Source organism: Rhizobium mulingense (assembly GCF_029194105.1).
GTDB classification, from domain to species: Bacteria; Pseudomonadota; Alphaproteobacteria; order Rhizobiales; family Rhizobiaceae; genus Rhizobium; species Rhizobium mulingense.
The window spans coordinates 413,277-426,777 of record NZ_JARFVE010000004.1; the positions used below are offsets into that span (position 1 = coordinate 413,277).

Annotated in this window: 10 protein-coding genes; 7 read left to right on the top strand and 3 right to left on the bottom strand. The window is 63.2% G+C overall.

The annotated features are described in order from the left end of the window. Positions 1-139: 139 nt before the first annotated feature. The 3 genes from hflK to PYR71_RS10870 all read left to right on the top strand — a co-directional run bounded on the left by hflK (position 140) and on the right by PYR71_RS10870 (position 4,084). Positions 140-1,225, top strand: a complete 1,086-nt coding sequence (gene hflK, locus PYR71_RS10860) for an FtsH protease activity modulator HflK (protein ID WP_183912779.1) — start codon at positions 140-142, stop codon at positions 1,223-1,225. 3 nt (positions 1,226-1,228) lie between these two features. After that, a complete protein-coding gene (hflC, locus tag PYR71_RS10865; protein WP_275619336.1) occupies positions 1,229-2,191 on the top strand; it encodes a protease modulator HflC in 963 nt (320 codons plus the stop codon). Between the two features lie 195 nt (positions 2,192-2,386). Continuing rightward, positions 2,387-4,084, top strand: a complete 1,698-nt coding sequence (locus PYR71_RS10870; protein ID WP_275619337.1) for a Do family serine endopeptidase — start codon at positions 2,387-2,389, stop codon at positions 4,082-4,084. 315 nt (positions 4,085-4,399) lie between these two features. On the opposite strand, the gene serB is transcribed toward PYR71_RS10870, so the two are convergent. Continuing rightward, positions 4,400-5,290 (bottom strand): phosphoserine phosphatase SerB, encoded by an 891-nt coding sequence (gene serB / locus PYR71_RS10875; RefSeq protein WP_275619338.1) that lies wholly within the window; start codon positions 5,288-5,290, stop codon positions 4,400-4,402. Between serB and miaA the strand changes: the two genes are divergently transcribed. Further along, positions 5,289-6,185 carry a tRNA (adenosine(37)-N6)-dimethylallyltransferase MiaA gene (miaA, locus tag PYR71_RS10880; protein WP_275619339.1) on the top strand — a complete coding sequence of 299 codons (897 nt, stop codon included), beginning with the start codon at positions 5,289-5,291 and terminating at the stop codon, positions 6,183-6,185. The genes serB and miaA overlap by 2 nt on opposite strands. Before the next feature lie 32 nt (positions 6,186-6,217). On the opposite strand, the gene pdxR is transcribed toward miaA, so the two are convergent. Then, positions 6,218-7,693 (bottom strand): MocR-like pyridoxine biosynthesis transcription factor PdxR, encoded by a 1,476-nt coding sequence (pdxR, locus tag PYR71_RS10885; protein ID WP_275619340.1) that lies wholly within the window; start codon positions 7,691-7,693, stop codon positions 6,218-6,220. A gap of 94 nt (positions 7,694-7,787) precedes the next feature. On the opposite strand from pdxR, the gene PYR71_RS10890 reads away from it, so the two are divergent. Both PYR71_RS10890 and PYR71_RS10895 read left to right on the top strand, forming a co-directional pair. Then, a complete protein-coding gene (locus PYR71_RS10890; protein ID WP_275619341.1) occupies positions 7,788-8,402 on the top strand; it encodes a LysE family translocator in 615 nt (204 codons plus the stop codon). 19 nt (positions 8,403-8,421) lie between these two features. Next, positions 8,422-9,348, top strand: a complete 927-nt coding sequence (locus tag PYR71_RS10895; protein WP_275619342.1) for a dihydrodipicolinate synthase family protein — start codon at positions 8,422-8,424, stop codon at positions 9,346-9,348. Here PYR71_RS10895 and PYR71_RS10900 read toward each other — a convergent pair. After that, positions 9,333-11,372: an ATP-binding protein gene (locus PYR71_RS10900; protein ID WP_183912792.1), complete on the bottom strand. Its 2,040-nt coding sequence runs from the start codon at positions 11,370-11,372 to the stop codon at positions 9,333-9,335. The two genes, PYR71_RS10895 and PYR71_RS10900, sit on opposite strands and share 16 nt — an antisense overlap. Positions 11,373-11,695: 323 nt before the next feature. Between PYR71_RS10900 and PYR71_RS10905 the strand changes: the two genes are divergently transcribed. Beyond that, the gene (locus tag PYR71_RS10905; RefSeq protein ID WP_275619343.1) at positions 11,696-13,486 is read left to right on the top strand and encodes an acetolactate synthase 3 large subunit; all 1,791 of its coding nucleotides are present in this window, start codon (positions 11,696-11,698) and stop codon (positions 13,484-13,486) included. Positions 13,487-13,501: the final 15 nt, after the last annotated feature.

Below are 13,501 nucleotides of genomic sequence, written 5' to 3' on the forward strand. Positions count from 1 at the left end.
TTTCCAATTAAATTGACCAAGTTTCTCACGCTGCGTTGAAAGCCGGTGCGGTGATACCTATAACGGTCACCAACGCATCCGCCGGTTAGCCCCCACGGTCCAGGATGCGGGGAAGACTTTAACGAACAACGAGGTTTTGATGCCCTGGAGCAATCAGAATGGCGGCGGCGGCCCTTGGGGCGGCGGCGGTAACAATCAGGGGCCATGGGGTCAGGGGCCGAACCGACCACGCGGCAGCGGCGGCAAGGGCGGACCGCCCGATCTGGAAGATATTATCCGGCGCGGCCAGGATCAGCTGCGCAACATCGTTCCCGGCGGTTTCAACGGCGGCGTGGCGGTGATCGTTTTGGCGATCGTCGCCGTCTTCTGGCTGATCCAGTGCGTCTACACCGTCCAGCCGGACGAACGCGGCGTCGAGCTGCGCTTCGGCAAGCCGCGGGAAACGGTGTCGATGCCTGGTCTGCATTTCCATTTCTGGCCGATGGATACTGTCGAGATCGTCAAGGTCACCGAGCAGCTGCTGAATGTCGGCGGCACGCAGGGCAGCAGCAATACGGCCGGTGGGCTGATGCTGTCGGGCGACCAGAATATCCTCAACGTTCGCTTCAACGTGCTCTACCAGATCAGCGATGCGCGCGCCTATCTCTTCAACGTCGAAAGCCCGGCGCAGACGTTGCAGCAGGTTTCCGAAAGCGCGATGCGCGAAGTGGTCGGTCGCCGTCCGGCGCAGGATGCGTTCCGCGACCGGCGCCTGGAGATCGCCAGCGAAGTCGCCAATATCATCCAGGATACGATGTCGCGTTACAATTCAGGCATTTCGGTTAATAAGGTGACGATCGAGGACGTGGCGCCGCCGCGTGAAGTGGCCGATGCCTTCCAGGAAGTGCAGCGCGCCGACCAGGACAAGCAGCGCCTGGTGGAAGAAGCCAATCAGTACGCCAACCAGAAGCTCGGTCAGGCACGCGGTGATGGTGCTCGCATCCGCGAAGATGCAGCCGCTTACAAGGACCGCGTCGTCAAGGAAGCGGAGGGCGAGGCGCAGCGCTTCATAGCCATCGACGAACAATATTCGAAGGCGCCCGACGTCACCCGCAAGCGGCTGTTCCTGGAAACGATGGAACAGGTGCTGAAGAATTCCAAAAAGGTCATCATCGATGAGAAGCAGGGGGTCGTACCCTATCTGCCGCTCAACGAGATCTCCAGACCGTCGCAGCAGGGAGGTTGAGCCATGACTTCGAACAGGCTTCCCGTCATTCTCGTCATCCTCGCAGTCGTGCTGGTCGGGCTTTATTCATCGGTTTACGTGGTCAATGCCCGTGAACAGGCGATTGTCGTACGCTTCGGTGAGATCCAGTCGGTCAAGACCGAGCCCGGCATCTATTTCAAGCTGCCGTTCAGCTTCATGGACGCGGACCGCGTTCAGCTCGTCGAAAAGCAGAAGCTGCGTCTCGACCTCGACAACATCCAGGTGCAGGTCAAGGGCGGTGCGACCTTCGACGTCGACGCTTTCGTGATCTATTCGATCAACGATGCCCGCCGCTTCCGCGAAACGGTCTCCGGTGATCGCGATGCGGCCGAAGCCCGGCTGCGCACCCGCCTTGATTCGGCATTGCGCCGCGTCTACGGTCTGCGGGAATTCGATGCCGCACTTTCCGACGAGCGCGTGTCGATGATGCTCGAGGTGCGTGACGATCTGCGTCCGGATGCCGAGCTTCTCGGACTGAACATCGAGGACGTACGCATCCGCCGCACCGATCTGACGGCCGATGTGGCGCCGAACACCTATAACCGCATGCGCTCCGAGCGTCTGGCCGAGGCCGAACTCTTGCGCGCCCAGGGCACGGAAGACGGCCTGCGCCGCCGGGCGATCGCCGATCGCCAGGTGGTCGAGATCACCGCGGATGCCCAGCGCGATGCGGAAATCCTGCGCGGTCAGGGCGATGCCGAACGCAACCGCGTGTTCGCCGACGCCTTTTCCAGGAACCCCGCCTTCTTCGAGTTTTATCGTTCGATGGCGGCCTATTCCTCGGCGCTTTCCTCACAGGATACGACGCTGGTGCTGTCGCCCAATTCGGAATTCTTCCGTTATTTCGACAACGCCGCCGGCGCTCTGCAGCCGCAGACAAATCCAGGTGCGCCGGCTGCGGCCGTTCCCGGCACGGCTGCGCCCGCAGCCCCCGCGGCGAACTGACACCGCGGGCGCTGTCGCACAATTGGAAGGGTCGGCCCGCGCCGGCCCTTTTTTCATGCGCTGATTGAGACAATCGGGCTTTGGCGAGGAGGTGTCCGATTGCACGGGGATTTCGCGAAAAGGTGATTTCGCCCTCCATCATTCCGCCTTATGCTGGTGCTCAATGTGCGCATTTACCGCTTATGAGGAAGCTTGATGGCCCCCACGATTGGCTCGCCCTTCAGACGAACGCTCGCGCTTATGGCCGGCGCTGCAATTCTGGCGCAAGCCGGCGTGAGCGGGATTGCGTTTGCGCAAACAACGCCTGAAACAGCAGCACCCGGGGTTGCCGCGCCTATTCCGGCTGCCCCCGCGGCACCGCAGCAGGTCCCACCCATTCAGGGCGTCGTGCCGAACAACGGTCCGGCTTCCGTCGCCGATCTCGCCGAAGGGCTGCTCGACGCGGTGGTCAACATCTCGACCTCGCAGAATGTGAAGGACGACGAGGGCGTCGGCCCGGCGCCGCGCGCCCCCGACGGATCGCCATTCCAGGAATTCTTCAACGACTTCTTCAACAAGCAGCAGGGCGGCAAAGGCCCCAACCACAATGTCAGCTCGCTCGGCTCCGGCTTCGTCATCGACCCGACCGGTTATATCGTCACCAACAATCACGTGATCGAGGGTGCCGACGACATCGAGGTCAATTTCGCCAATGGCTCGAAGCTCAAGGCGAAGCTGATCGGCACGGATACGAAGACCGACCTTTCGGTGCTGAAGGTCGAGCCGAAAGCGCCGCTGAAAGCGGTCAAATTCGGCGATTCCAGCGAGATGCGCATCGGCGATTGGGTCATGGCGATCGGCAATCCGTTCGGCTTCGGCGGTTCGGTGACGGTCGGCATCATTTCCGGGCGTGGCCGCAACATCAATGCCGGTCCCTACGACAATTTCATCCAGACGGATGCGGCGATCAACAAGGGCAATTCCGGCGGCCCGCTCTTCAACATGAAGGGCGAGGTGATCGGCATCAACACGGCGATCATCTCGCCGAGCGGCGGCTCGATCGGCATCGGCTTTTCCGTGCCGTCCGAACTGGCTTCCGGCGTTGTCGAGCAGTTGCGCCAATATGGCGAGACGCGGCGCGGCTGGCTTGGCGTGCGCATCCAGCCGGTGACCGACGATATCGCCGATAGCCTCGGCCTCGATACAGCCAAGGGCGCGCTGGTTGCCGGCGTCATCAAGGGCGGCCCCGTCGACGACGGCTCCATCAAGGCGGGCGACGTGATTTTGAAATTCGACGGCAAGGCCGTCAATGAAATGCGCGATCTGCCGCGTGTCGTGGCGGAAAGCACGGTCGGCAAGGAAGTCGATATCGTGGTGCTGCGCGACGGCAAGGAGCAGACTGTCAAGGTGAAGCTTGGCCGCCTCGAGGACAGCGATCAGGCGGCATCCGGTGGCGCGGCGCCCGATGGCTCGCAGGACGACGGCGTGATCACCCCTGATCCCGACGAGAATGACGATATGGACCAGCCGGATACCGGCGATCAGGTGCAGCCCGTCCCGGGCGCGCCGGCGCCGGACCAGAATCAGGGCCAGGTATCGCCGGATGCGGCAACACCCAAGAACGTGCTCGGATTGTCGCTGTCGCTGTTGAGCCCAGAGACACGCAAAGCTTTCGGCATCGCCGAGAGCGTCGACGGCGTCGTCGTGACCGAGGTGGCGCCCGATTCCGCCTCGGCCGAAAAGGGCCTGAAGCCAGGGGACGTGATCGTTGAGGTGGCGCAGGAATTCATGAAGTCACCGGACGCGGTCGCGGCTAAAGTGAAATCGCTGAAACAGGAAGGCCGCCGCAACGCTCAGCTGATGATCGCATCGGCAAACGGCGATCTTCGGTTCGTGGCAGTGCCGATGGAGTAGGGGGCTGCGGCGGTGATGAACGAGCCGCCGAGGTCTCCTGTTCCCCCTCATTCCTGTGACGAGTACAGGAATGAGGGAAGAGAGGGTGTGCCGTGTGGCACCCCCCTCTGCCCTGCCCGGCATCTCCCCCACAAGGGGAGATCGGATATGGCCTGCGCCTTCTACCTATCTATCGTTTCACCGTGCTGGACCTTAATTGTTTGGGGAAGCCGGTGCGCCCAGCCGATCTCCCCACCTGTGGGGGAGATGCCCGGCAGGGCAGAGGGGGGCGGCCACGGCACACGGGTGAAGGCGGGAGTGTGTGCCGTGTCGGCGTTAACCCATCACAAAATCCGTCTTCCGATAGCCCTGGATATAGAGCAGCGCCGTCAGGTCGGCGTGGTTGATGCGCATCTGCGCCTGGGCGGCGACCGTGGGTTTGGCGTGGAGGGCGACGCCGGAGCCGGCGAGCTGCAGCATGCCGAGATCGTTGGCGCCATCGCCGACGGCGATCGCCTCCTTCGGCGAAATGCCGAGACGTGCCGATATTTCGCTCAGCGCATCCACTTTCGCCTGCTTGCCGAGGATCGGTTCGGCGACGAATCCGGAGAGGATTCCGCCATCTTCGAGAAGCGTGTTGGCGCGGTTTTCATCGAAGCCGAGCGTAGCGGCGATAGGGCCCGTAAAGACGGTGAAGCCGCCGGAGACGAGGGCGGTGTAATGGCCTTTCGACCTCATGGTCGCGATCAGCTCCGGGCCGCCCGGGGTGAGCGTGATACGCCGGGCGATGACCTCGTCGACGACTGAGATCGGCAGGCCTTTCAGCAGAGCGACACGCTCACGCAAAGCGGGCTCGAAGGCGATCTCGCCGTTCATGGCGCGGGCAGTGATGGCGGCGACCTTCTCCTTCAGGCCGACTTCGGCAGCGAGTTCGTCGATGCATTCCTGGCCGATCATCGTCGAATCCATGTCGGCGATCAGCAGCTTCTTGCGGCGGGTCTCCTGCTCCTGGATGACGAGGTCGATCGGCGCGCCAGCGATGACGGCGAGGATATTGGCCTCGGCCGCCTGCCCATCCGTACCGTCACGCAGCGCGATGTCGCAGGCGACGCCGTCGGCCAGCCAGTAGAGACCGGAGGCTTCCACGGCCTCGGCCGCCTGTTCGGCGATAGCAGGGGTCAGGACAGGATTTGACGGACTGGCAACAAGCGTGGCAACGAGGGCCATGATGGAAAACCTTCTGAGCGTAGAGAACGCGATCCTGATAACCGGGCCGACCGCCAGCGGCAAGTCCGCGCTCGCCGTCGAATTAGCCAAGCGCTGTGGTGGCGCGGTCGTCAATGCCGACAGCATGCAGGTCTACGACACCTTGCGGGTGCTGACCGCACGCCCGTCGGAATGGGAGATGCAAGGCGTATCGCATCATCTCTACGGCCACGTGCCGGCAGGGGTCGCCTATTCCACCGGCGCCTGGCTGCGCGACGTCTCGACGTTGTTGCCGGCACTGAAAGCCGCTGGGCAACTGCCGGTCTTCGTTGGCGGCACCGGGCTCTATTTCAAGGCACTGACCGGCGGCCTTTCCGACATGCCCGCGATACCCGAGGCGCTTCGGGAGAAACTCAGGACGCGACTGCTGGAGGAGGGGCCGGAAAGACTCTATAGCGAACTTGCCGCAATTGACCCTATCGTGTCGGCAAGCCTTAACCGCCAGGATGGGCAGCGCATCGTCCGGGCGCTGGAGGTGATCCAGGCGACGGGACGGTCGATCGCCGATTTTCAGGGGCGGTCCGGACCAGTTCTGATCGACGCGGAGAAGGCTCGAAAGATTGTCGTGCTGCCGGATCGGGCGGTACTGCATGCCCGCATCAACGGCCGTTTCGAAAAGATGCTGCAGCAGGGCGCCGAAGACGAGGTGAGGGCGCTGCTTTCCCTCGGCCTGCCGGCCGAGGCGCCTGTCATGAAGGCGATCGGGGTGTCGCAGATCGCGGCGATGCTGAAGGGTGAGATGACGCGCGAGGAGGTGCTGGAGAAGGGGGCTGCGACGACACGGCAATACGCCAAGCGGCAAATGACCTGGTTCCGCAATCAGATGGACGAGAGCTGGGAGCGGCTGCCCCTATAGTGCGCAGGTCCGGGCCTGCCCTGCAGGTGCGGTTACGAGCTGCGGTGCAACAGTTTGGCGAGTTCGGCCACCGCCGCCTGTAGTTGCTCCTGCGGAAAGCCGCCGAAACCCAGCATCAAGCCGGGGCGCGCCGGCTGCGCGCCATACATAGGGGAGATCGCCCGCACTGCGAGGCCGGCCGAAAGGGCGCGCCCTGCCAGCCGCACGTCGTCGGCTTCCTTGGGCAGCCATAGAAGGATGTGCATGCCCTGGTCGCTCGGCTGAACATGGCACCCTTCCGGCAGAACCCGCTCGAGCGCCGCGAGCAGAACAGCGCGGCGTTCGGCATAAAGACCCCGAATGCGCCTGATATGCGCCTCGAAATAGCCTTCCCTGATATAGGCGGCCAGAACGTGCTGTTCTGATATCGGCGAATGCCGGTCGAGAATGGCGCGTGCGCCGGCGAAGGCTTCTGCAAGTGGTGCTGGGGCGATGACGTAACCGAGGCGCAATGATGGAAAGAGCACCTTGCTGAAGGTGCCGAGGTAGACAACGCGCGACGGACGCAGCCCCTGCATGGAGGGAAAAGGGTGTCCGGCATAACGCAGTTCGCTGTCGTAGTCGTCCTCGACGATCCAGGCTCGGTTCTGGTCGGCCCAGGCGATCAGGGCGTTGCGCCGTGCCATGCTGAGCGGCATGCCGACCGGATACTGGTGTGAAGGCGTGACGAATGCGGCGCGCGCTTCCGGGCAGAGTTCGAGGCCGCGCTCCACATCCATCCCTTGTGCGTCGACCGGGATCCGATGCGTCCGAACGCCGAGATCGTCGAGCACCGCCGTCAGGCCGGGATAAGCGGGATCCTCGGCCCATACCGGGTCGTCACGCGACAGAAGAACCCGGCCAGCCATGTAGAGGCCTTGCTGGGTGCCTGACGTAACGATGACCTGCTCGGGTTCGCAATGAACGGCCCGCGCGCGGCGGACGTGGTCAGCGATGGCGATGCGCAGCTCGAGCACGCCCATCGGATCGTGGTAGCCCGCGGGTGCGGCCCGTCTTGAGGCGCGCATTCGATTGCCGACACGGCGCCAATTGTCGTCGGGCGCAATGCCGGAAGCGGGCACGGCGATGGCGAAGGGAACGGGCGGGTGAGGGGTCAGCGCACGGGCGATCGATATCAGCCGGGCAGCCGGGGCAGGCAGCTCCATCGCCTCTGCCGACGCCGGCGCGGGCGGTGGCGGCGGGAGTACCGACGCCATGTCCGTCAGGGTGGCGGCAACACGGGTTCCCGCACCCACTCTCGCTTCGAGATAACCTTCGGCGGTCAACTGGTCGAAGGCTTCGACGACGGTGCCGCGGGCGATCTTCAAAGAGGCGGCAAGGCTGCGCGTCGAAGGAAGGCGCTCGCCAGGCCTCAGTTCGCCGCAGGCAATGGCGTGCCGCAGCGCCTGTGCAAGCCGGCGGCCGACATGGGCCGATCTGTCGATCCCGTGGAGAGATGGAATTTCGATGGTCGCCCGCCGCTTGGACATGCGGAATGGTCCATAAAGATTCTTGAAAATGGCGCTTCATGATGAACCAATTTTAGAAGAGAAGGAAGGCCTCAGCGACTTCTGGAAAACGGACATGCAGGATCTTCTCGTCGTCTATATCGCCTATGTCATCGCAGCCGGAAGCCCGGGGCCAAGCAACATGGCGATCATGAATGTCGCGATGAGCCAGGGACGCCGACCGGCCCTGGCGCTTGCCGCCGGCGTGATAACGATGTCGACATGCTGGGGACTGATTGCCGTCACCGGCATTTCGACCCTGCTGGTAGGCTATGCTCATGCCCTGTTGTTCCTCAAGATCGCGGGCGGGCTTTACCTTCTTTGGCTCGCCTGGAGGGCGGCTCGTTCGGCGGCTGCCGCGGATGCGCCGGTAGGCGAACCAGCCCGGCCGTCGACGGACTTCGGCGTGCTCTACCGCCGTGGGATCCTGATGCATCTCGGAAACCCCAAAGCCGTTCTGGCCTGGGTCGCGATCATGTCGCTCGGCCTCAAACCGGGCGCTTCGCCCGAGATGGCGATGACGGCTTTCGGTGGCTGTGTGCTGCTCGGGATATCGATATTCGCCGGTTATGCCCTGCTGTTCTCGACAGCGCCGATGGTGCGCGGCTATGCCAGGGCGCGCCGCTGGATCGAGGCAGGCCTCGCCGTGTTCTTCGCGGGCGCCGGATCGCGGCTGCTGTTATCAAACTGACCCTTTTCAGGATCACATCATGTCTTCGGCTTCTCCCTTTCACGGCCTTTCGGCCTTTCCGGCAACGCCCGCGAATATCGCCGGGCGCGTCGACACCGAAGCCCTCGGCCGCCTTCTGGAACGCTTGTGCGACGCAGGCGTCGCCTCTATCGGGCTTCTCGGCAGCACCGGGATCTATGCTTACCTCACGCGCGAGGAGCGGTTGCGCGCCGTCAAGGCCGCGGCCGAATGCGTCGCCGGCCATATTCCTCTCATCGTCGGAGCCGGGGCTCTCAGAACGGACCACGCCGTGGGTCTTGCCAGGGATGCCGAGGCGGCCGGTGCGGATGCTCTTCTGCTGGCGCCGGTCTCCTATACGCCGCTGACGCAGGAAGAAGCTTATGAGCATTTCCTGGCGGTGGCGAAGGCAACGAAGCTGCCGGTCTGCATCTACAACAATCCCGGCACGACCCATTTCACCTTCAGCCGGGAGCTTCTGCAGCGCCTCTCCGATATCGAAACGATCAGGGCGGTGAAGATGCCGCTGCCTGTTGACGGCGATTTGCCAGTGGAACTTGCGGCCTTGCGGGAGAAGACTGATCTCGCGATCGGTTACAGCGGCGATTGGGGCGCGGCCGATGCGCTGCTTTCCGGCGCAGACGCCTGGTACAGCGTCATCGGCGGTTTGCTGCCGCGCACGGCTCTCGGCCTGACCAAGGCCGCCATGGCCGGCGACGTCGATGAGGCACGCCGGCTCGATAAGCTGCTCGAGCCGCTATGGCAAACCTTCAAGGCATTCGGAAGCATCCGCGTGGTCTATATGCTGCTCGAGCATCTCTCACTCGCCCGGGCGGAGCTTCCGCGACCGCTTTTGCCGCTGAAATCAGCAGATCGCCAGCTTGTGCTGGAGATCGTCGAGCCGCTGATCGCTCTGGAGGGCGGACGGAAGGCTCAGTCCTTGTTGTAAAGGCTGCTCAGCGGCTTTTTCAAAATGCTTTCGCGCAGCGACGCGCCGGGTTCCCGGCGGGTGATGGCCGGTTGGTCCGCCTGCGGCGCAGGTCGCGGAAAGATCGGTTCCTCGCGGCGCATCTCGCGGCGCAGCGCATCGAGCCGCGGATCGACGGATGAAGGTGTGGCCGGGTCCAGCCGCGGCGTCTGCGGCAGCAGTTCGCGCCGGTAGGATTCGAGAGGCGCTGAAGCCGGGGGTGGCGAGGCCGGTGGAGGCGGTGCGTAGGGTTTGGCCTCGAGAAGCTCGTCGGCGTCATTCTCCTCGTCGGAACCTGCCGCCGATGCGCCGAAGCTCTGCTGGAAATTCGAAATGTCGGGCGTGACCGTCACCGCCCGCATGCGGGTGACGATCTTGCGCAGATCGACCGTATCCGGATCTTCCTCGCTGTGTTTGCTATTGGCGCTGGCAGCCTTCGGCAACAGATTTTCCTCGACGCGAGAGAAGCGCATGCGCATCGGCACGCTGATCGCTTCGCCGAAGGCGATCGCCTCCCCATTGCCGATCGACGAGATGAAGCTTGTCGTCGAGATCGACGAATTCGGGATGGCCGAGCGGATGATTTCCTGGTCGCGGTCGTTGGCCAGGCGCATGGCAAACAGCGTCGAGCACTGCGACAGGATCGTCTGGTCGAGCTCGCCCGGCCGCTGGGTGATGATCCCAAGCGAGACGCCGTATTTTCGGCCTTCCTTGGCGATGCGGGCGATCGCCTGGCGCGTCGGCACGAAGCCGAGGCTGGGATCGGAGGGGATATAGCGGTGGGCTTCCTCGCAGACGACGAGCATGTGGATGGCGCCGTCACTCCAGAGTGCCACCTCGAAGGCCATGCGGCAGAGCACGGAGGCGACCGAATTGACCACTTCAGAAGGAATGCCGGCAAGCTGGAAGGTGCAGATCGGCCTGCTGTCTCCGGGGATGCGGAAGATTTGCGCGATGGTGTCGGTGATCGTGTCGCTGATCGTGTTGTTGGAAAACATGAAGTGATAGCGCGGATCGTTGATCGCGGCGATAAGGCGCATCTTCAGCGACCGCAGGGCGGGTTTTTCGGCGCGGCCCTCGAGGCGGCCGATGCGCTCATCGATCAGCGCCAAGAGATCGGCCATGCGATAGGGAACTGGCGTATCGGCGGTGATCGAGCTTTTTTCCGTTGTCCGGCGCACCAGTGAGTTGTCGCTGCCGCGGAAGGCGCGCTTGGCCTCCGGCATGATGTCGCGCAGCATGTCGAGCTCTTCGGGCACCGGCGGGCGGCCGCGAAAGACGACTTCGGCGAATTCTTCGAGCCGCATCAGCCAGAAGGGCAGGTCGAGCGTATCGGTATCGATGGTAACCGCGTGCTTGGGAAAGGCGGCGGCGAATTCATTGTGCGGATCGAGGATCAGCACCCGCAGCTTCGGATCGGCCACGATCGCCTTATGCAGCAGCAGCGATACGGCCGTCGACTTGCCGACGCCGGTCGAGCCAACGACGGCAAAATGCTTGGAGAGCATCGAGGGAATGTGGATCGCCGCATCGATGCTTTCGTCCTGCGTCAGCTTGCCGATGACGGCGGTCGTGCCCGTTCCGGCATCGTAGATGCGCATCAGGTCGGCGGCGCGGATGCGGTGGGCGATGGCGCCGAGATAGGGATAACGCGAGATGCCGGTCGAGAATTCCTCGCGTCCGTCCTCATCAACGCGAACTTCGCCGAGAAGCTCGGTCTCGATCTTGAAAGTATTGTCCTCGCCTTCGCCCCAGGCGTGGCTGCCGGTGTTCATGGAGTAGACGAGGGCGACGACCCGGTTGCGGCCGACGCTGATCGAGATCAGCCGGCCGACGGACCAGAGTTCGGTGAGATCGGTGTTGCCCTCGACGGCGACGGCGGCAATCGTGGCTCTCGATCCGCTGCATGCAACGACGCGGCCGAGAAAGCGATTTCCCGGCGCATCGCCGTCGCGTCTGTCGTGCTCGCTTGCCTTGCCAGACATGCGCAAGTCGTTGTTGAGCAAAGGCTACTCCCTGCGGTAGCGTTAAAGAATAAAGTTGATCCTTTAACAAATCCTTCATCCTATCGACTTTCAGGGGCGAAGGCGCGGGGCAGTTTTTTATTGCGGCATGCGTTGACGCTGCGAAATTTTCTGTCTATCACTTCCGGCCATGAAAATCGCAACGGCTCTTATCGTGGTGGGAAGGCGCATGGGCAGGATGGTGTAACCATCCGGCGACAGCCACCCATGCGCTAGATGACAGGCTCCTCCGGGGCCTTTTTTTGTGCCCGAATTTCGGGCTTCCGGCCACAAACGCAAATCCCAGCATCAAACGGAACAGACAGATGAGCACGGACAATCAGGCGGCAGGCAATCGGATGACGGGAGCGGAGATCGTTCTCAAGGCGCTGAAGGACAACGGCGTCGAACATATTTTCGGCTATCCCGGCGGCGCGGTTCTGCCGATCTATGACGAGATCTTCCAGCAGGACGATGTCAAGCACATCCTCGTGCGCCACGAGCAGGGGGCGGGCCATGCGGCCGAAGGATACGCCCGTTCCACCGGCAAGGTCGGCGTCATGCTGGTCACCTCGGGTCCCGGCGCCACCAATGCGGTCACGCCGCTGCAGGACGCGCTGATGGATTCGATCCCGCTCGTCTGCCTGACCGGCCAGGTCCCGACCTCGCTGATCGGCTCCGACGCCTTCCAGGAATGCGACACGGTCGGCATTACCCGGCCCTGCACCAAGCACAACTGGCTGGTCAAGGACGTCAACGAGCTCGCCGCCATCATTCATGAGGCGTTCCGCATCGCCCAGTCCGGCCGTCCGGGCCCCGTCGTCGTCGATATTCCGAAGGACGTGCAGTTTGCGACCGGCACCTATACGCCGCCCGCCGATTACCCGATCCAGAAGAGCTATCAGCCGAAGATCCAGGGCGATCTCAACCAGATCCATGCGGCAATCGAGCTGATGGCCAATGCGCGCCGGCCGATCATCTATTCCGGCGGCGGCGTCGTCAATTCCGGGCCTGAAGCCTCCAAGCTGCTGCGCGAGCTGGTCGAGCTCACCGATTTCCCGATCACTTCAACGCTGATGGGCCTCGGCGCCTATCCGGCGTCGGGCAAGAACTGGCTGAAGATGCTCGGCATGCACGGCTCCTATGAGGCGAACATGGCGATGCATGACTGCGACGTCATGGTCTGCATCGGCGCCCGCTTCGACGACCGCATCACCGGCCGTCTTAACGCCTTCTCGCCGAATTCGAAGAAGATCCACATCGACATCGATCCGTCGTCGATCAACAAGAACGTTCGCGTCGATATCGGTATTCGCGGCGATGTCGGCCATGTGCTGGAAGACATGGTCCGCCTGTGGCGGGCGCTGCCGAAGAGGCCGGAGAAGAACCGTCTCGCCGATTGGTGGAGCGATATCGCCCGCTGGCGGGCGCGCAACTCCTTTGCTTACACCAAGAGCAACGACGTGATCATGCCGCAATATGCGCTGGAGCGTCTTTATGCGCATACCAAGGACCGCGACACCTACATCACGACCGAGGTCGGCCAGCATCAGATGTGGGCAGCCCAGTTCTTCGGCTTCGAACAGCCGAACCGCTGGATGACCTCGGGCGGCCTCGGCACGATGGGCTACGGCCTGCCGGCGGCGCTCGGCGTCCAGATCGCCCATCCCGGCAGTCTCGTCATCGACATTGCCGGCGACGCCTCGATCCAGATGTGCATCCAGGAAATGTCGACGGCGATCCAGTATGATGCGCCGATCAAGATCTTCATCATGAACAACCAGTACATGGGCATGGTGCGCCAGTGGCAGCAGCTGCTGCACGGCAACCGCCTGTCGCACTCCTATACCGAGGCGATGCCTGATTTCGTCAAGTTGGCGGAAGCCTATGGCGCGGTCGGCCTGCGCTGCGACAAGCCGGATGAGCTCGACGACGCCATCGCCGAGATGATCGAGGTCAAGAAGCCCGTCATCTTCGATTGCCGCGTCGCCAATCTCGCCAACTGCTTCCCGATGATCCCATCGGGCAAGGCCCATAACGAAATGCTGCTGCCCGACGAAGCCACTGATGAAGCGGTCGCCAACGCGATCGACGCCAAAGGCCGTCAGCTCGTATAACGATAAGGTAGGAAC